This is a genomic window from Arthrobacter sp. zg-Y40, assembly GCF_020731535.1.
GTDB lineage: Bacteria > Actinomycetota > Actinomycetes > Actinomycetales > Micrococcaceae > Arthrobacter_B.
Genome location: NZ_JAJFZS010000011.1, coordinates 1 through 18,378, shown reverse-complemented (window position 1 = coordinate 18,378; position 18,378 = coordinate 1). Strand labels below are relative to the sequence as shown.

18 protein-coding genes and 1 riboswitch are annotated in these 18,378 nt (G+C 65.2%); of the genes, 12 read left to right on the top strand and 6 right to left on the bottom strand.

Features of this window, described 5'->3' with window-relative positions; genetic code table 11:
• Nucleotides 1–8: 8 nt before the first annotated feature.
• Together LJ754_RS11570 and LJ754_RS11565 are read right to left on the bottom strand one after the other, a co-directional pair.
• Nucleotides 9–773, bottom strand: coding sequence for a M23 family metallopeptidase (locus tag LJ754_RS11570; RefSeq protein ID WP_227926686.1), 765 nt, complete (start codon nucleotides 771–773; stop codon nucleotides 9–11).
• 3 nt (nucleotides 774–776) lie between these two features.
• Nucleotides 777–971: riboswitch (cyclic di-AMP (ydaO/yuaA leader) on the bottom strand.
• A 90-nt stretch (nucleotides 972–1,061) separates the two neighbouring features.
• Nucleotides 1,062–1,760, bottom strand: coding sequence for a metal-dependent transcriptional regulator (locus LJ754_RS11565; protein WP_227926684.1), 699 nt, complete (start codon nucleotides 1,758–1,760; stop codon nucleotides 1,062–1,064).
• Between the two features lie 214 nt (nucleotides 1,761–1,974).
• Here LJ754_RS11565 and serC point away from each other — a divergent pair, with 214 nt between their 5' ends.
• A complete protein-coding gene (serC, locus tag LJ754_RS11560) occupies nucleotides 1,975–3,102 on the top strand; it encodes a phosphoserine transaminase (protein ID WP_227913515.1) in 1,128 nt (375 codons plus the stop codon).
• 48 nt (nucleotides 3,103–3,150) lie between these two features.
• On the opposite strand, the gene LJ754_RS11555 is transcribed toward serC, so the two are convergent.
• From LJ754_RS11555 to LJ754_RS11545, 3 genes are read right to left on the bottom strand one after another with little or no spacing between them, the layout of a single operon-like run.
• Complete coding sequence (locus tag LJ754_RS11555; protein ID WP_227926683.1) at nucleotides 3,151–4,431, bottom strand: MFS transporter; 1,281 nt, start codon at nucleotides 4,429–4,431, stop codon at nucleotides 3,151–3,153.
• A gap of 53 nt (nucleotides 4,432–4,484) precedes the next feature.
• Entirely contained in the window at nucleotides 4,485–5,072 is a 588-nt protein-coding gene (locus LJ754_RS11550; RefSeq protein ID WP_227926894.1) for a DUF3027 domain-containing protein, read from the bottom strand.
• A 21-nt stretch (nucleotides 5,073–5,093) separates the two neighbouring features.
• Nucleotides 5,094–5,477, bottom strand: coding sequence for a cold-shock protein (locus LJ754_RS11545; RefSeq protein WP_227913517.1), 384 nt, complete (start codon nucleotides 5,475–5,477; stop codon nucleotides 5,094–5,096).
• A gap of 226 nt (nucleotides 5,478–5,703) precedes the next feature.
• Here LJ754_RS11545 and LJ754_RS11540 point away from each other — a divergent pair, with 226 nt between their 5' ends.
• The 11 genes from LJ754_RS11540 (at nucleotide 5,704) to LJ754_RS11490 (ending at nucleotide 16,293) form a co-directional block, all read left to right on the top strand.
• Nucleotides 5,704–5,991, top strand: a complete 288-nt coding sequence (locus tag LJ754_RS11540; RefSeq protein ID WP_227913518.1) for a hypothetical protein — start codon at nucleotides 5,704–5,706, stop codon at nucleotides 5,989–5,991.
• Nucleotides 5,992–6,030: 39 nt separating this feature from the next.
• Nucleotides 6,031–8,460: a helicase-associated domain-containing protein gene (locus LJ754_RS11535; RefSeq protein WP_227913519.1), complete on the top strand. Its 2,430-nt coding sequence runs from the start codon at nucleotides 6,031–6,033 to the stop codon at nucleotides 8,458–8,460.
• The gene (locus LJ754_RS11530) at nucleotides 8,453–10,099 is read left to right on the top strand and encodes a DNA repair helicase XPB (RefSeq protein ID WP_227926681.1); all 1,647 of its coding nucleotides are present in this window, start codon (nucleotides 8,453–8,455) and stop codon (nucleotides 10,097–10,099) included. Before LJ754_RS11535 ends, LJ754_RS11530 begins: the two co-directional genes overlap by 8 nt.
• Before the next feature lie 128 nt (nucleotides 10,100–10,227).
• Nucleotides 10,228–10,587 (top strand): DUF6507 family protein, encoded by a 360-nt coding sequence (locus tag LJ754_RS11525; protein ID WP_227926680.1) that lies wholly within the window; start codon nucleotides 10,228–10,230, stop codon nucleotides 10,585–10,587.
• On the top strand, nucleotides 10,584–11,792 hold the full coding sequence (locus tag LJ754_RS11520) for a hypothetical protein (protein WP_227926679.1): 1,209 nt from the start codon (nucleotides 10,584–10,586) through the stop codon (nucleotides 11,790–11,792). The genes LJ754_RS11525 and LJ754_RS11520 overlap by 4 nt, the downstream gene beginning before the upstream one ends.
• A gap of 49 nt (nucleotides 11,793–11,841) precedes the next feature.
• The gene (locus tag LJ754_RS11515) at nucleotides 11,842–12,291 is read left to right on the top strand and encodes a hypothetical protein (protein WP_227926678.1); all 450 of its coding nucleotides are present in this window, start codon (nucleotides 11,842–11,844) and stop codon (nucleotides 12,289–12,291) included.
• A 43-nt stretch (nucleotides 12,292–12,334) separates the two neighbouring features.
• The gene (locus LJ754_RS11510; RefSeq protein ID WP_227926677.1) at nucleotides 12,335–12,733 is read left to right on the top strand and encodes a hypothetical protein; all 399 of its coding nucleotides are present in this window, start codon (nucleotides 12,335–12,337) and stop codon (nucleotides 12,731–12,733) included.
• Nucleotides 12,726–13,547: a hypothetical protein gene (locus LJ754_RS11505; RefSeq protein WP_227926676.1), complete on the top strand. Its 822-nt coding sequence runs from the start codon at nucleotides 12,726–12,728 to the stop codon at nucleotides 13,545–13,547. The genes LJ754_RS11510 and LJ754_RS11505 overlap by 8 nt, the downstream gene beginning before the upstream one ends.
• Before the next feature lie 98 nt (nucleotides 13,548–13,645).
• Nucleotides 13,646–14,359 carry a response regulator transcription factor gene (locus LJ754_RS11500; protein WP_227913521.1) on the top strand — a complete coding sequence of 238 codons (714 nt, stop codon included), beginning with the start codon at nucleotides 13,646–13,648 and terminating at the stop codon, nucleotides 14,357–14,359.
• Between the two features lie 4 nt (nucleotides 14,360–14,363).
• On the top strand, nucleotides 14,364–15,857 hold the full coding sequence (locus tag LJ754_RS11495; RefSeq protein ID WP_227926675.1) for a sensor histidine kinase: 1,494 nt from the start codon (nucleotides 14,364–14,366) through the stop codon (nucleotides 15,855–15,857).
• Between the two features lie 145 nt (nucleotides 15,858–16,002).
• A complete protein-coding gene (locus LJ754_RS11490; protein ID WP_227913523.1) occupies nucleotides 16,003–16,293 on the top strand; it encodes a WXG100 family type VII secretion target in 291 nt (96 codons plus the stop codon).
• Between the two features lie 92 nt (nucleotides 16,294–16,385).
• Here LJ754_RS11490 and groL read toward each other — a convergent pair whose 3' ends face one another.
• Nucleotides 16,386–18,023, bottom strand: a complete 1,638-nt coding sequence (gene groL, locus LJ754_RS11485; RefSeq protein WP_227913524.1) for a chaperonin GroEL — start codon at nucleotides 18,021–18,023, stop codon at nucleotides 16,386–16,388.
• Nucleotides 18,024–18,378: the final 355 nt, after the last annotated feature.

The following is an 18,378-nucleotide window of genomic DNA, read 5'->3' as shown; positions in this document are numbered from 1 at the left end:
TCGTGCGGTTACAACCAGTTCAGCGGGTCCACTACTTCACCGTTAACCATGACCTCGAAATGCAGGTGGCAACCCGTGGAAGAGCCCGTTGTTCCGCTTGCTCCCACCAGGTTTCCACGCTTGATTTCGCTGCCTACCGACACGGAAATGGCGGATAGGTGGTTATAGGTGGTTTCGACCCCGTTGCCGTGGTCAATGACAACGCGGTTGCCGCCGCCGTAGGGGTGCCAGCCGGCGAAGACCACTTTTCCGGAAGCAGCTGCGTTTACTGCGGTGCCGCAGGTGGCGGCGAAATCCTGGCCGTTATGCATTTCCCCGGTTTCGCCCGTAATGGGGCTGACGCGGTGGCCGAATCCCGATGTCTCCACCAGCGCGGAATCCAGCGGGGTGGACAGCGTGCCCTTAGCGGCCGCGGGGACCGTGTGGGACCCTGCTGCCACGCCGACGGAAGCCAGCTTGGCGTCCGGGTCATAGCTGCTGCTCAACCCGGCGCGGGCAAATCCGATGTTCGCGTTGGCATCCGCGGAAACCGGTGTGTCGGCCGAAACCGGCTGCGGCTGGACGGGATCGTCAGCGGCCGCGGAGGTGGGCAGCGCTGCGGTGAGGATCAGGCCTGATGTGGCGGCGGTGATGGCCACCTTTTGGGCGGCGCCACCCATGGACAGGGTTTTTGTTTCAACCCGCCTGCGCCCGGAGGGCGGGGAGCTGCGCCGGCGGGCGGGCGCAACAGGGGCAGCCGCACGGCGGCGCCCCGAAGCAGCATGCTTCGACAAGTGTTTCCCTCTCTTGGAACGCCTGCGAAGTTAGCTGTCGGATTCGAGTAGAGAAACTCGGCCCTCGGCTCACCGCCGGCACTGCGTGCTTCTATGCACGTTTTGCCGCCGGCCTCCGGAAGGCTTCACCCCAAGGCAGTTCTTCTGCCGGAAATTGGGTCCTCCGCCCCTGCCTGACGAGTTTGGTGCTCCGGTCCGTTGGCAGGGCTCGGCGGACAGACCGGATAACGATGGTGTTTCAACGTCGGAATTCACTATAGGGTAAATGTCCCAAAAGTAACCATTCCGTTACCCGGCGTGTGCCACAAAAACGTGTGCGGCCACTTCTGCCGGCAATTCAAGCGCTCCTTCGATGCCGGGGACACGCACGGAAATGTAGCCGCCTACGACTTCGGCGGTGATTTCCGCACCGGGGCGCAGCCCGGCTTCATCCAGCTGGGACAGCAGCTCCGGCTCCACCTGGATGGGTTCGGCCAGCCGCAGGAGGGTCAACTTGGACCCTGTCTCTACGGCAGCCACGGCAGAGACCAGGTCATGCACGCCCTGGTGGAAGACCGGTGCCGGCTCTCCGCCGATGCCCTCGAGGCCTGGAATCGGATTGCCGTAAGGGGATTCCGTGGGATGTCCCAGCAGCTCATACAGCCGGCGCTCCACGCGCTCACTCATCACGTGTTCCCACCGGCAGGCCTCGTCGTGGACGTAGGCCCAGTCCAGGCCGATAACGTCCGAGAGCAGCCGCTCCGCGAGCCGGTGCTTGCGCATCACCTCGGTAGCGCGCCGGCGGCCCAGTTCCGTCAGTTCGAGCCGGCGGGTTCCCGCCACCACCACGAGGCCGTCACGCTCCATCCGGCCAACGGTCTGGGACACGGTGGGGCCTGAGTGCCTCAGCCGCTCGGCAATACGCGCCCGCAGCGCCACAATGTTCTCTTCTTCCAGCTCCAGGATGGTCCTGAGATACATCTCAGTTGTGTCAATGAGATCCGTCATGACGGGCCGCTCCTAGTAGAAGGCAAGAGGACAGCGGCAAAACGCGCTGCCCGGGTCTACGCCAACACGTTAGCCTACCGGCCGGACCGCCCGAAAATTGCGGGCTTCCCGCCACACATCCCTGTGGCGGCGGTCATAAACCGTCCGAAAGAAAGCGGTGCGGCAGAATGGAAATGCAGACGCGCTTTCCGTTCGACACGCTTGGAGCGACACAATGGGCGACACCGCCGCACTGAAGATTCCCGCTGAACTCCTCCCGCAGGACGGCCGCTTTGGTGCCGGGCCGTCCAAAGTACGTCCGGAACAGATGGCGGCGCTGGAACGTGCCGGCACCGGGCTTCTGGGCACCTCCCACCGCCAGGCACCCGTGCGGAACCTCGTGGGCAGCATCCGCGAGGGACTGGCCGAGCTGTTCTCCGCTCCGGAGGGCTACGAGGTAGTTCTGGGCGTGGGCGGCTCCACTGCTTTCTGGGACGTCGCCGCTTTCGGATTGGTTCAGGAGAAGGCCCAGCACCTGTCCTTCGGTGAATTCGGCTCCAAGTTTGCGGCGGCTACCAATAAAGCACCGTTCCTCTCGGCGTCGAGCATCATCACGGCTGAACCGGGCACCCGTCCGGAACCGGCGGCTGAAGCGGGGGTGGATGTCTATGCTTGGCCGCAGAACGAAACGTCCACCGGCGTTGCCGCTCCGGTGCGCCGGGTGGAAGGTTCCGACGACGGCGCCCTGGTGCTGATCGACGCGACCTCGGCTGCCGGCGGCCTGGACGTGGACCTGGCGCAGTCCGATGTGTACTACTTCGCCCCGCAGAAGAACTTCGCGTCAGACGGCGGCTTGTGGCTGGGCATGTTCTCCCCCGCTGCGCTGGAACGCGCCGCGCGGATCAATGCCGGCGACCGCTGGATCCCGGATTTCCTCAACCTGCAGACCGCCGTGGACAACTCGCGGCTGAACCAGACCTACAACACGCCGTCGTTGTCCACGCTGGTGACCCTCAACGCCCAGATTGACTGGCTGAACGGCAACGGCGGGCTGGCGTTCGCCGCCGGCCGCACCGCGGAATCTGCCGGACGGATCTATTCGTGGGCCGAACAGTCCGCCGTTGCCACCCCGTTCGTGGCCCGCCCGGAGGACCGTTCCAACGTTATTGCCACCATCGATTTCGCAGCGGACATCGACGCCGCCGCCATTGCCAAGACGCTGCGGGCCAACGGCGTCGTGGACGTGGAGCCTTACCGCAAGCTCGGCCGAAACCAGCTGCGCATTGCCACCTTTGTCGCCATTGAGCCCGACGACGTCAGCGCCCTCCTGGCGTGCATCGACTACGTGATCGCGAACTCCTGAGCCTGATTACTGCCAACATGGGCATGCACTGCCCGGAGGGCCCGAACGCTACGCGCTGTCCGGGTCCTGCGCTTTTTCCGGCGTATCTGTGGTCATGCTGAGCCGCCGGGGCAGGTTCCGGTCATAGTGGAACCGCATCCCGTAGGTCCGCCAGGCCCATACGAAACCGATGGCGGCTGCCAGCAGCCCCGAGGCTGCGGCCACACCGAGGCTCCAGCGGGGGCCGAACGAGTCCGAAACCCAGCCCACCACCGGCGCGCCCAGCGGTGTTCCGCCCATAAAGATGGCGAAATACAGCGCCATCACCCGCCCGCGCATGACCTGGGCGGTGGTGGTTTGAACATACGCATTGGCGCTCGTCATCAGGGTCAGTGCGGACAGGCCCACCGGGATCAGGCATAGACCGAACAAAATCAGGGTGGGCGCAGCTGCGGACAGGATGCAGGACAAGCCAAAGGCCCCTGCGGCTCCGAAGACAAAGCGCAGGCGCGGCCTGTCCCGCCGCGCGGAAAGCAAGGCGCCCGCGACGGAACCGATCGCCATCACCGAATTGAGGAGGCCGAACGTGCCCGCGTCCCGGCCGAACTCGGTACGTGCCATGGCAGCTATGTAAATGGCGAAATTCATGCCAAAGGTGCCCACGATGAAGATTGCCAGCATCACCATGATGAGGTCGGGCCGGTGCCTCACATAGGCCAGTCCTGCCCGGATGCGGCCCTTCCCCGGGGGCGCCTTGGGGAGCACGCGCAGTTCGCCGGCACGCATATTCAGCAGTGCGAGCACCATGGCGCCGAACGTCACGGCGTTCAGTACAAACACCAGCCCCGGCCCGACGGCGACGGTCAGGAGTCCGGCGACGGCGGGGCCGATCATCCGCGCCCCGTTAAAGGAGGCACTGTTCAGCGCCACGGCGTTGGGCAGATCCCGCTCGGAAACCACCTCGGAGACGAACGCCTGGCGCGCCGGTCCGTCCACCGCCGACACCACGCCCAGGGCCAGCGCAAATGCGTACACGTGCCACAGCTGCGCCTGGCCGGAAATCACCAGCAGGCCCAGGGCCAGACCCAGGGCACCCATGCTGATCTGCGTCATCAGCAGGACTTTGCGCCGGTTGTAGGAGTCGGCTATCAGCCCGGACCACGGGGCCAGGAGAAGCTGTGGCCCCAGCTGCAGCGCCATCACGATTCCCATGGCTGCGGCATCCTGGTTGGTGAGGATGTCGTAGACCAGCCAGTCCTGCGCGGTCCGCTGCATCCAGGTGCCGACATTGGAAACCAGTGCGCCGAAGAACCAGATCCGGTAGTTGAAGAGGCGGAGGGAGCGGAACATCAGCTCAGCGCCCCCTCAGGGATTGTTGAACCAGTTGCCGCAACCGCCACGGATTATTCGTCCTCCTGCGCGTCCGTCTCCTGATGATCCTGCGCGCCGGACTGCGCTGCATCGTCTTGGCGCGCGCTGTCTTCGGGAGCGTCGTCTTCGGGAGCGCCGTCCCGCGCTTGGCCATCCTTGTCCCGGGATTCGGCGTGGGCGTGCTGTTCGTCGTCAACATGTTCCCGGGCTGCCTGTTCGAGGGCCAACTGTTCCTGCTCGGCAGCAATGTCTTCCGGACGCAGCCGCTCCGACCAGGGCACCCACTCCGGAGCCAGCAGCGCATCCTCCGACGGAAGCAGCCCTACTTCACTGACCGTCACCTTCTTGCTGCGCGGCATCCGGGCAACAGTGGCGTACCACTGCCAGCCTCGGTAACCGGGGCGCAGCGAGGTGAACCGGTGGGTCACCAGCCGTTCGCCGTCGGCCGCGGCCCCCGCGTACTCCCCAACTTCAGCCGGGGACGCAACTTCGAGCAGGCCTGCACGTGCTTCCGCCACCGCGGCAGCCAGCACGGCGTCGGGCTTCCCCGACCGCCGGGGCGCACGTTTACGGGCCGCCGGGTCGGAGGGCGTTTCGGGAGAGGGAGTTACGGGTGTCATTGTCACTTCAGCGCACGAACCTTATATATCCAAGTCATCGGCAACGGCACGCAGCACAGCGGCCACCTTGGTGGCATGCTTCTTTTCCGGGTAGCGGCCGCGGCGCAGTCCGTTGGAAATGCCATCGAGCAGTTTGATCAGGTCTTCCGTTATAACGGCCATGTCTTCGGCGTCCTTGCGCGTGGCCTTGGCAACCGACGGCGGTGCCTCCAGGATACGGGCGGAGAGGGCCTGCGGTCCGCGCCGGCCGTCGGCTACACCGAACTCCATGCGCGTACCGGGCTTAACCTCGCTGACGCCAGCCGGCAGGGCCGAGGCATGGAGGAAGACTTCCTGTCCATCGTCCGTGGCCAGAAAACCAAAACCCTTGCCGGTGTCGAACCACTTGACCTTGCCGATAGGCACTTCGGTTACCTCGTTCTTAGTTCCGATTGCGGCAGGACATCTGCCTTGTTGCATGACCGTTCAGTTCCGCCACCGTTTCCGCGTTGCCCAGCAAGCAGCGGGGGGGTACCCGTACCTCTGAGATACTACGGGGAAGTCTGTTCCCTTTAGAATATCCCGACAAGCGAATAGGGGCTCCAAGGCTGCCCCTTTGTCCCGCGGATTTCCGCTGTTAGCGTTAATCACCATGAACAAAACCCCGCCGGACTCCGTCCGGTCCGCCTCGGCCTCTGTTTCCGGCTCCCAGCCTGGTCCCCGCCGCACCCGCGCGTGGATTTCGGGGGCCCTGGCCGCGGCGGCCGGTCTTCTGGCCCTGTTCGGGCTGGGAACCCTGGCTGCCGTTTTGATCCTTGCCCTGCAGGGCCAGTCGGTTGCCCCGTGGCTGGTTGCTGCCGTCTACTTTGCGTTACCTCTCGCTTTCCTGCTGATGGCAGGTTTGGTCATCAGCGGAGTTCGGCGCAGACGCCGAGGCTGATCGGTCCGTTTCCCTTCCCACTCAGGTAACGTGGTGCTGATGTCCGCGATTCGAGCTTTGGCCGATGATCTAGCCGCACGCAGCGACGACCAGCTGCGTGAATTGTTCGCGGCCCGGCCCGATCTGGTCCTTCCTCCGGTCCCCGATTTCCAGGCCCTGGCGGCCCGCGCCTCCACTCGGGTCAGCGTGCAGCGCATCCTTGAAAAGCTGACTGCCCCCGAGCTGCAGGTGCTTGAAGCCGTTGACCTGACCACCAACGAAGATTCCCAGCTCAGCACCACCGCCTCATGGCTGAAGGCCGCGATTGCCGGGTCCACCATCAAGTCCCTGGACGCCATCCTGGCCCACCTCCATTCGCTGGCCCTGCTGCGGCGGGCCAAACCGCATCCGGGAGCGCCGAAAGCTGACGCTTCGCGCCGCTTCTACCTGCCGGTGTCCGTTCTGGGTGAGGCGCTGGGCGCCTATCCCGCGGGTCTCGGCCGGCCCTACTCCACCCTCGCCGCACAGCACCCGGAGTTCGGGCAGCGCCTGGTGGGCATCGTGGAAGGGCTGCGCAGCACCGGGCTGCCCTTGGAGAAAGCGGACACCCCCGCCACGGCTGCCCATTCCCTGCACCACTTGGTTTCGGATCCTGCCGGCTGGGCGGCGCTGATGAACGGGGCGCCTCCGGGCACCACGGAGCTGCTGCGGCGGTTCAAGTACTCCCCGGTGGGCACCATCCCGAAGAAAGCCACCATGGGACGGGCCGTCTTGGACAACCCCTCCCCCACACCGGTGGAGTGGCTGGTTTCCCGCGGCCTGCTGGTTCCCCTGGACGCGTTGCACGTGGAACTGCCCCGTCCCGTGGGCCAGGCGTCGCGCGGGCACGTCATTGTGTCCGATTTCCAGCTCGAAGCTCCCCGCCCCTCTCCCCGCAGTGTCACCCGAAACCTGAGGGATAACGCCGCGTTCGGTGCAGTGGCCGAGACCCTGCGCCTAGTCACGGAACTGCTGGCGCTGGCGGCCGAGAATCCGGTCGGCACCCTGCGTTCGGGCGGAGTGGGTGTACGCGAAGTACGCCGTCTGTCCGAGTCGCTGCGGCTCGACGGCGCCACCACCTCCTGGCTGCTGGAGCTGGCCGCCATTGCCGGGCTGATCACCCTGGACGCAGCCACTTCCCGGTGGGGCGCCTCCGAAGGGAACTGGCTGAACGAGAACCGCGAAGAGCAGTGGCGCCGGCTGGTTGAAGCGTGGCTGGATGCGGACCGTGCACCTTCCCTCGTGGGTGCTCCCCTGCCGGCAGGCGGCGCGGTCAACGCACTGGCCGCCGAAGTATCCCGGCCCGACGCCCCCGTGGTCCGCCGTCGGGCCATGGAAATGCTTGCCCTCCTTTCCGAGCGCGACAGCGAAAACGGAACAGTGGGGGCGTTTGATCCGGAAGACCTCATCAGTGCCCTGACCTGGCACCAGCCGCGGCTGCAGCGGCGGTTCGCACGCCTGGTTCCGGGCATCCTCAAGGAAGCTGCGCAGTTGGGCCTGCTCGGCTCCGGTGCACTGACGCTGCTCGGCTCGTCCGTGGCCGCCGGGGACTATGCCGCTGCCACGCAGGTGCTGCGCGATGCGTTGCCCGCACCCCTGAATTCGTTCCTGCTGCAGGCTGACCTGACGGCAGTGGCACCGGGTTACCTGGAGCCGGACGTCGCGCGGGAACTGGCGCTGATCTCCACCGCCGAGGGTCAGGGCCCGGCGGCCATCTACCGTTTCTCCGCGGATTCCATCCGACGCGCGCTGGACGAAGGGCACGACGCCGACGGCATTCTTGCCTTCCTGCGCCAGCATTCAGCCACGGAGGTTCCGCAGCCGCTGCGCTATCTGGTGGAGGACACCGCCGCCCGGTACGGCCGGCTGCGGGTGGGAGCCGCCGGGTCATACCTCCGCAGCGACGACGAAGCCGGCCTTAATGCCCTGCTGGCCGATCCGCGGACAGCGTCGCTGGGACTGGTCCGCTTGGCACCCACGGTGGTTGCGGCCAATGTGCCGGCCAAGGAACTGACCTCGTCCCTGCGGGATCTGGGGTATCCCCCGGCACTGGAGGGCCCGGCCCGCAAGCCGGTGGGCTCCCACCGGATGGTCCCGGTGGCCGCCCCGTCCTCCTCCAAGACGCGCCTGAACCCGTGGGAACTGACCGATGCGGACCTGGAACGGCAATTGGCAGCCCTGCGCGGCGAAGGACCGCCGCTGCAGGCGAACGGGGAAAGCCAGTCCCTCGTCAGCTTGGAGACCCTGCGCAAGGCCATCCGGACCAAGAGTTCGGTGCGGATGGGCGTTGTGGACAGCCAGGGGAATCAGCGGCAGGAGATATTCGTTCCCCTATCGGTGACCGAGGGAAGGGTGCGGGTCTACGATCCGCGCCACGACGTGGAACGTACAGTGTCAGTACATCGGATTATGGATGTGGAAATAGTGGAGGGTAGCCCGGCGCATGGTTGACGGACCGTTGATTGTCCAGAGCGATAAAACGATTCTCCTTGAGGTCGACCATGAGCAGGCAACCGAGGCACGGCATGCAATTGCCGCGTTTGCCGAACTGGAGCGGGCACCCGAGCACATCCACAGCTACCGGCTGACCCCGCTGGGTCTGTGGAATGCGCGTGCCGCGGGGCTCGACGCCGAGCAGGTCCTGAACACGCTCCTCACCTATTCACGCTTCCCGGTGCCGCATTCACTGCTGATCGACATTGAAGAAACCATGTCCCGGTACGGCAGGCTGCGGCTGGAAAAGGACCCCCAGCACGGCTTGGTGCTGCGCACCACCGACTACCCGGTGTTGGAAGAAGTAATGCACGCCAAGAAGATCCAGCCGCTGCTCGGTCCGCGGATCGACGGCGAGACGGTGGTGGTGCAGTCCGCCATGCGGGGGCAGCTGAAGCAGTTGCTGCTCAAGCTCGGCTGGCCTGCCGAAGACTTGGCCGGCTACGTGGACGGCACCCCGCATCCCATCATGCTGAATGAAGACGGCTGGGCCCTGCGCCCGTACCAGAAACTGGCCACCGAGAACTTCTGGGCCGGCGGGTCCGGTGTGGTGGTCCTCCCCTGCGGTGCCGGCAAGACCCTGGTGGGAGCCGCCGCCATGGCGACCAGCTCCACCACCACGCTGATCCTGGTCACCAACACCGTTTCCGCCCGGCAGTGGAAGGACGAACTGCTCAAGCGGACCTCGCTGACCGAGGACGAGATCGGTGAATACTCCGGTGCCGTGAAGGAAGTCCGCCCGGTCACGATCGCCACCTACCAGGTCCTGACGCTCAAGCGCGGCGGCCTGTACCCGCACCTGGAACTCCTGGACGCGAACGACTGGGGGCTGATTATCTATGACGAGGTGCACCTGCTGCCGGCCCCGATCTTTAGGATGACGGCGGATCTGCAGGCCCGCCGCCGGCTCGGCCTGACCGCCACGCTGGTGCGCGAAGACGGACGCGAGGGTGAAGTCTTCTCCCTGATCGGACCCAAGCGGTACGACGCTCCTTGGAAGGACATTGAGGCGCAGGGCTACATTGCCCCGGCCGAATGCGTCGAGGTCCGGGTGGACCTGCCCCGGGATGAGCGGGTGGCTTACGCCATGGCCGAAGACGGGGACAAGTACCGGCTGTGCTCGACGTCGGAGACCAAGACCGGCGTCGTCGAGCAGTTGGTGAAGCGCCACACCGGTGAGCAGACCCTGGTCATCGGGCAGTACCTGGACCAGCTGGACGAACTGGCTGAACGGCTGGACGCCCCCGTCATCAAGGGCGATACCCCGGTGAAGGAGCGCCAGCGGCTGTTTGGCGAATTCCGCGAGGGCAAGCTGAACACCCTGGTGGTCTCCAAGGTTGCCAACTTCTCCATCGACCTGCCCGAGGCCTCCGTGGCCATCCAGGTGTCCGGTTCCTTCGGCTCCCGGCAGGAGGAAGCGCAGCGGCTGGGACGGCTGCTGCGGCCCAAGGCGGATGGCAAGGCAGCCCATTTCTACACAGTGGTGGCCCGGGACACCCTGGACCAGGAATTCGCCGCCAAGCGGCAGCGGTTCCTGGCCGAGCAGGGCTATGCCTATTCCATCCTCGACGCCTCCGATATCGAAAAGCCGGTCTAACTGTATTTGGCCATGGGTAGTTCTCCCCATGGCCGCCCTCTCCTTTCTGGGTTAAATTCGTCTGGACATTCGCTACATTTGTTCCAGCACTCGGAACCGTAAGCTGTTCCGTTATCCACGGGGGAAAGATGCCGATAAACGGCTGGGATATCCAGGTCGACGTAGTCCGGGGCGTCATCGAAAAGGCACGGGTCACTGTGGAGGACCTGCAGGCAGAGGAAACCACCCTGCAGGATGCGGTCAGTTCCGCGGCCGGCTCAACAAACAGCCCCGTAATCCTTTCGGCAATGACGGAATGCTACGAGGACTATTTGTCCCGGCTGGTTAACAGCGGCACCGTACGCGCGGGGAACGCCTGCAATTCAACCGGCGATGCGGTTAATCATTATGTGAGCGGCGATGCGGAGATGGCAGGAAACGCCAATCAGTCGGCGGGCGGGTCCTCCTTAACCAGCCTCGACGACGCCCCTGCCGGAGCCCTGCCGTGAGCGCCGGCAACCTGCCGGAGCTGCCCGACACAGGCGCCATCCGCGGCGACGCAGCACGCGTGGCGGACTCGGGAAACCGGGCGAGAGGCCACGGGCAGGACCTGGTCGCAACATGGGCAGGGCTGCGGGACAGTTACCAGGCCCCTGAGCAGGACATCGTCCACGGCGCCATGGACAAGGCCGCAACGTACACCGACGCGGCGGCGGAGGTCACCGGAGGTATCCGGGACGCCCTTGATGCCTTCGCCGACGCCGTCGATGCGCTTCGCCCGCGGTACGACGCCCTGGTAGCGGCTATGGGCGCCCACGCTTCCCAAGTGCCGGATGAGGATGACGAGGACGGCGTGGCCGCTGCGGAGGCGGAAGAATCCCGTATCGCCCGTGAAACATGGGCCATCGCAGCTGAGCTCCAGGCAGCCGAAGACGTTTGCGCCGGAGCCATTTCCGGCCTGCACCAGTCGGTCTGGGAAGCGCCCGGCAGCGCAACCTCCCCCTATGCCGCCGTCGGGGGCGGTCTGCTGTCCCACGGGCTGCTGTCAATCCATTCGGCCCCGGGTCCACGGCTGATCCGAGTGGCCCTTGACCCGGGCTCCAATCGACGCAGCCTCAACGTCGACGGGTCCGTCACGCTCCGCATGAATGGCCGGCCCCACCGCTATTACCCGCCGGACAGCGTGATGGCAACACTGCTGGCGCCGATGGGCCGCCGCGCAATCACGGTCCATCGGCCGGTGTTCCGTGACCCGGTGGTCGAACACGCCCGGCGGCGGACCACGGCCGGCGGAACAACGGCAAGGGTTCCGCAGATCCCGGGTTGGGCGAATAAGGCCTCTAACGGCTTGGGCGTGATAGACGGCGTCTTGTCCATCTACAAAAACGGGTCCGAACAATGGAACCAAGACCAGTTGGAGCATCCCGATTACAGCACTGGCCAGCGCGTTGGCAGCGCCGCTGCCACGGCGATTGTCGAAGGCGGATTCGCCATCGCCGGCGGCAGTCTCGGTACCACCGCCGGGGCCGCAGTGGGCAGCTTTATTCCCATCCCCGTGGTGGGAACCGTCGTAGGAGCAGCTGTGGGAGGGTGGATCGGCGGAGCCGTCGGAGAAGGCGCCGGAAACTTCCTCAGGAACGTTGGCGAGGACGGCGTGGCCAAGGCCGCGAAGGGTGCCCTCAAAGAAACGTGGGAGAACCTGAAGCTTTGGTGACGCCGCCGTGCATGCTGCTCGGCAAGGCGGCAGGAGAAAAGAAAGAAGCATGGCAGAATCCAACGACATGAATACACTAGCGATCTTATTGGTCGGCGTGGTCGGACTCTTCATAGTCCTTTATTGCCTGATTACCGGCGTCGCCGCTATGAACGGAAGCTGGCGAAGGTGGGCGGCCGGGACGAGCATGTACCAGTTTGGCAAGCACAATTACCTGGGTTTTATGGGGTTTTACCTGCTGCCGTTTCTTGCGTTCGGCATCCTGCTGGTGATTGGCGTGGAACTTCGGATCGACTGGTTTAGCACCATGGGCCCGCAGTTTGTCCTTTCAGCTCTGATGGTGTTGGCGCTGACCTGCCTCTTCCGCCTTCCCCGCTTTATGCTGCCCCAGTGGTACAAGGATTGGCTGGACAGCGGCGCAGATAAGGAGCAGCTCCGGAAACCCGAGTATTCGTCCCCGTTCACCTGGCTTCGGAGGAGCAAGAATGTTCACCGCTGACCGAAGCGCCAATGTTGCCCTTCAACGACCGTCTGACTGGTCAGTGATTCAGCTCCCTGAGGCGGAGCTGGTAGTGGCGGCGCCCGTTGCTCCGTGGATGGACGAGGGCGGCTTCAGGCCGAACGTCACGGTAACCACGTTTGCCTTCCCCGGCACCGTCACCCAGCTGAGCACGGTGGTTATGGCGGCACTCCTGACGTCCCTGGCAGACCCTTACCTGCTCTCCGTGGATCCGGTTCCGCATCTGGAGGCCGTCCGCCGGATGGAGTACCTGCACCGCGGCTCCGGCGGGTTGATCCACTGCACCCTCCTGCTGCTGCTTGAAAACGGGCTTGCAGGTACCGTGACCACTTCCTGCGCCGCCAACCAGCTCGGCGCCTACGACGAAGTCCTGGGGTCTATCGCGCTCTCGGCCACCATGAAAGACAGCTCCAATGGTTGATATTGTCCCCGAACGTGAACCCGCGCTCGATGAGGCCGCCAGCAACATCCTCGGTGCCGATCTTGAACAGCTGTCCGGGCTGTCCGCCCGGCAGCCCTACAAGTCGCTGGGGCCATGGCTGGACGGCGACGCGGTCACCCTGCTGGATGCCGCGGCGGAGAACGGCCGGGTCGGCCGCCTCCAGCGGAAGAACCGGGAATCGGGCCTCGCGGCTCTGGTGGAAGCCGGCCTGATGGACACCGCAGGACGTTTGACGCCCGAGGGAGCCACCGTGACGGCACCCCTGACCGCAACCCGCGCCGCCATCCGTATCCAATGCCTCCACCCGCAGGGGTCCTCGGATCTGCAGATCCAGCTGGATGACGAAAATGCGTTGATACTCGCCGGCCCTTCCCATGCCGAACTCGATGCCGGCAGGACCGGTGATTATGAGGGCCTGGTCCAGCTGGATTTCGTAGGGCTTCCGGAACTCGCGCCAACCGTGGCGTCATGGTTGGGCCTGGCCCCCGCTTGGACTCTGACCCAGGGTGTCCTGGATTGTCCAACCAGCGTTTTTGACCGCCGCCTGCTTTCCGTGAACGAGCCACCACCCACGGATGATCCCGCCTGGATCCGCATGTGGCGCGAACCCTGGTTCATCTGGCGGGTCCAAGTGCAGACCGCAGACCGCGGGCCCGTTCCTGAGTGGGGGTACGTGGATGCCGGCCGTGCCGGACAGCATCTGCTCTCGGTCAGCGACGGGCAGGTCTCATTCGAGGCGGTGACCACCGGCACGGCATACCGGGACCTCCTTTCGACACTCATGGGCTTTTGACGCTCCCGCAGCCCACCCGGTCAAACTACCCGGATTTATCCAGCTGACTTCATGCAGACCTACAGACAACGTCCAGCTAAATGTAAGAAACTGGGCAGGTGAACAAATCGTCTGCACCCGAAGCACGCCTCCTTGTTGTCGATGATGAGCCGAACATCCGCGAACTGCTGTCCACCTCGCTGCGGTTCGCCGGTTTCGACGTCGTCGCTGCCGCCAACGGCCGTGAAGCACTGGCCGCCGTGGACTCGCACAACCCGGACCTCGCCGTCCTGGACGTGATGCTTCCGGACATGGACGGGTTCACGCTCACCCGCAGGCTCCGCGCCGCCGGCCAGCACTTCCCCGTGGTTTTCCTGACCGCCCGCGACGACACCGAGGACAAGGTCACCGGCCTGACCGTGGGCGGCGACGACTACGTCACCAAGCCGTTCAGCCTGGACGAGGTGGTGGCCCGCATCCGTGCAGTGCTGCGCCGCACCCAGCCCCTGGAGGATGATGACGCCGTCATCCGCGTGGATGACCTGGAGCTCGACGACGACGCCCACGAGGTCCGCCGCGGCGGCGTCACCATCGATCTCTCCCCCACCGAGTTCAAACTGCTGCGCTACCTGATGCTTAATCCCAATCGGGTGCTGTCCAAGGCCCAGATCCTGGACCATGTCTGGGAATACGACTTCAACGGCGACGCTTCGATTGTGGAGTCCTACATTTCCTACCTGCGCCGCAAGATCGACCGCAGCCCCGACGCCCCGGCCCTGATCCAGACCAAGCGCGGCGTGGGCTACCTGCTCCGCTCCTCGGAGAAGCGCTAGGGCCTTGGTACGGCGCTGGAAATCCGCTTCGCTGCGGTCGCAGCTGGTCGCCATCATGGCGGTGCTGATGGTGGTGACTGTAACCATCACCGGGTTGGCGACCATCTATGTGCTGCGCCAGATCCTGGTGGGCCGCCTGGATGCCGACATTAACGAGAACGCTCCTGCCGTCTCCCGTTACCTGCTGGTCAATGACCCCAGCACCGATGCGTCCCTGTTCCGCTACTACGGCCTCTACCTGAACGAAGACGGCAGCCACGGTCCCGCGACCCACTCCGAGTCCGCGGCGGACATTCCAATGATCCCGGACTACACCTCCGACCAGGTCGCCGAAATGGGCACGCGCGGCTTTGACGTACGCGGCACCTCCCCCATGTCCAAGGGCTGGCGGGTACGGATCTACGACTTCCAGAACCTGCCCGGCTCCGTGGCCGTTGCCATTCCGCTGGATTCGGTGGCCGCTACGGTGGACGAGGCCGCCTCGCTGGTCTTCTCCGTGGGGCTGCTGGGGACCCTGGGCGCCACCGGTATTGCCTATTGGGCCGTGACCCGGCAGTTCCGGCCCCTGAGCCAGGTGGAGAAGACGGCAGCCGCCATTGCCGCCGGTGACCTGTCCCGGCGCGTGGAGGTCGGCAATCCCGCCACGGAAATCGGCCGCCTTTCCCGCTCGTTGAACGCTATGCTGGCGCACATTGAGACTGCCTTCGCCGCCCGGACCCAGTCCGAACGGAAGATGCGCCGCTTTGTCCAGGACGCCTCCCACGAGCTGCGGACACCCCTGGTGACTATTCGCGGATTCTCGGAACTGTACCGGCACGGCGCCCTGCAGAAACCCGATGAAGTTGCCGCGGCCATGGGACGGATTGAATCCGAGGCCAAACGCATGGGCCAACTGGTGGAAGACCTGCTCACCCTGGCCCGGGTGGATGAGCAGCGGCCGCTGGAATACGAACCGGTGGACCTGATGATCCTGGGGAACGACGCCGCCATGGATGCCCGCGCCAGCGCACCGGACCGGGTCATCAAGGTGGTGGGGCTGGACGGGAACGGTCCGCAGAGTGCGCCCACCATGGGGGACGAGGCACGGCTGCGCCAGGTAGTGGCCAACCTGATGACCAATGCGCTGCGCTATACCCCGGACGGCTCGCCCATTGAGGTGGCGGTGGGGGTTGCCCCGGTCATCCACGACCGGATGGACGCCGTCCTGGAGGTGCGAGACCACGGCCCCGGCATCTCGGAGGACGACGCCGCGCGCGTCTTTGAGCGCTTCTACCGTGCCGATTCCTCCCGCTACCGGGAAACCGGCGGCACCGGGCTTGGGCTGGCCATCGTGGCTGCCCTGGTGGCCCAGCACGACGGGACGGTGCGGCTCGCGGAAACAGAGGGCGGCGGCGCCACCCTCTCCATCCGGCTGCCGTACCGGGCACCCGAGCAGTTCCCGGAGAGCCCTGATGAGGTCGAAGACGCTGACGGGGCCGAAGAGGGCAAGGGAAGCTGACGGGCGCCCCTGCGCTCCTCCACACCCCTTCCGGCCGTGTGACACCTGTTCCTGCCGTCCACAGGGGTTCCTCCCGGCATGCTGCGGTGCCCGGGGCTGCTTAGCCTTGCCGGTATCCGAACCGCACCCTTACCAGGAGGAAGACATGCCCTTATTCGCCGTGGACAGCGAAGCGCTGGCCGCCAAGAGTGCAGAAGTACAGGGAACCATCGAGCGCCTGAGGGCGGACGTCAACGGCATGCAGGCCGGGCTGGCGTCACTGGGCGAGATCTGGCGGGGCGCTGCCTCGGCCAACTTCCAGTCGCTGGTTACTGATTGGCGGGCTACGCAGGCCCGTGTGGAGGAGTCCCTGGACAGCATTAACCAGGCGTTGGCCTTCGCGTCGGCGCAGTATGCCGAAACGGAGGCAGCGAACACCTCACTGTTCCGCCACTAGACCCGGGTGAAACAAAGCAGGCACGACACCCCAACGGGGTGCCGTGCCTGCTTTACGCGTGGCGCAGAGGCTGAGCCGAGTCAGCCGGGGGCTTAGAAGCCGCCCATGCCGCCCATGCCGGCCATCTCGTCAGCGCCGCCCATGGCGGGAGCCGACTTCTCCGGCTTGTCCGCGACCACAGCTTCGGTGGTCAGGAACAGGCCGGCGATGGAGGCAGCGTTCTGCAGGGCGGAACGCGTCACCTTTACCGGGTCGTTGATGCCGGCAGCCAGCAGGTCTTCGTACTCACCGGTGGCTGCGTTCAGGCCGAAGCCTTCGGGCAGGCCGCGGACCTTGTCCACCACAACACCGGGCTCCATGCCGGCGTTGAAGGCAATCTGCTTCAGCGGGGCGTCGATGGCAACGCGGACGATGTTCGCGCCCGTTGCTTCGTCGCCCTCGAGGGAGAGGTTGGCGAAGGCCTTGAGGCCGGCCTGGATGAGGGCCACGCCGCCACCGGCGACGATGCCTTCTTCAACGGCAGCCTTTGCGTTGCGGACGGCGTCCTCAATGCGGTGCTTGCGTTCCTTCAGTTCCACCTCGGTTGCGGCACCGGCCTTGATGACAGCGACACCGCCGGCCAGCTTGGCAAGGCGTTCCTGCAGCTTCTCGCGGTCGTAATCGGAATCGGAGTTCTCGATTTCGGCGCGGATCTGGTTGACGCGGCCAGCGATCTCTTCAGCGTCGCCTGCACCTTCGACGATGGTGGTTTCGTCCTTGGTGACTACAACCTTGCGGGCCTTGCCCAGCAGGTCGAGCGTGGCGTTTTCGAGCTTCAGTCCAACTTCTTCGGCGATGACCTGGCCGCCGGTGAGGATGGCGATGTCAGCCAGCTGGGCCTTGCGGCGGTCGCCGAAGCCCGGAGCCTTGACGGCTACGGACTTGAAGGTGCCGCGGATCTTGTTGACCACCAGGGTTGCCAGGGCTTCGCCCTCGACGTCTTCGGCAATGATCAGCAGCGGCTTGCCGGACTGCATGACCTTTTCGAGGACGGCAACGAGGTCCTTGACGTTGGAGATCTTGGAGTTGACGATCAGGATGTACGGATCCTCGAGGACCGTTTCCTGGCGCTCAGCGTCAGTGACGAAGTAACCGGAGATGTAACCCTTGTCGAAGCGCATGCCTTCGGTGAGTTCCAGCTCCAGGCCGAAGGTGTTGGACTCCTCGACCGTGATGACGCCTTCCTTGCCGACCTTGTCCAGTGCTTCGGCGATCAGGTCGCCGATCTGCTGGTCACCGGCGGAGATGGAAGCCGTAGCCGCGATCTGCTCCTTGGTTTCGATCTCCTTGGCGGAAGAAATCAGCTCGGCGGTGACGGCTGCAACAGCCTTCTCAATGCCGCGCTTCAGGCTCAGCGGGTCGGCACCGGCGGCAACGTTGCGCAGGCCTTCGCGCACCAGCGCCTGGGCCAGGACAGTTGCCGTGGTGGTGCCGTCACCGGCAACATCGTCAGTCTTCTTGGCAACTTCCTTGACCAGCTCAGCGCCGATCTTCTCGTAGGGATCGTCCAGTTCGATCTCCTTGGCGATGGACACGCCGTCATTGGTGATCGTGGGAGCGCCCCACTTCTTTTCGAGGACTACGTTGCGGCCACGCGGGCCGAGGGTGACCTTGACGGCGTCGGCGAGGATGTTCAACCCGCGCTCGAGGCCGCGGCGTGCCTCTTCTTCAAATGCAATGATCTTGGCCATAACGGCTATCGTCCTTCCGGAACAGTCATGCTTGGAGCAAAAATTTCCATTCCCGGCTGAGGTGCCCGCGACGGACGGCCCGGCTAGCGCGATCTCTTTACGCGGTTCCCCGAACCTCACCCCAGTGGTTGCTGGTTCACTCAACGCCGGGGGACTTTTAGCAGTCATCCGGCAAGAGTGCTAAGTCAATAATTAGCACTCCCACACACTGAGTGCAAGCGATCACGCGTACCTGCTGCCCGCTTCACAGACCATGGCGCCTGCACCGGAGACCACAACTAAAAGCAGCGGGGGGGGCCCCCCCCCGCCGGCCGGGGTGGGCCCGGGGGGGGCCCGCCCCCCACCGGCGGGGGGG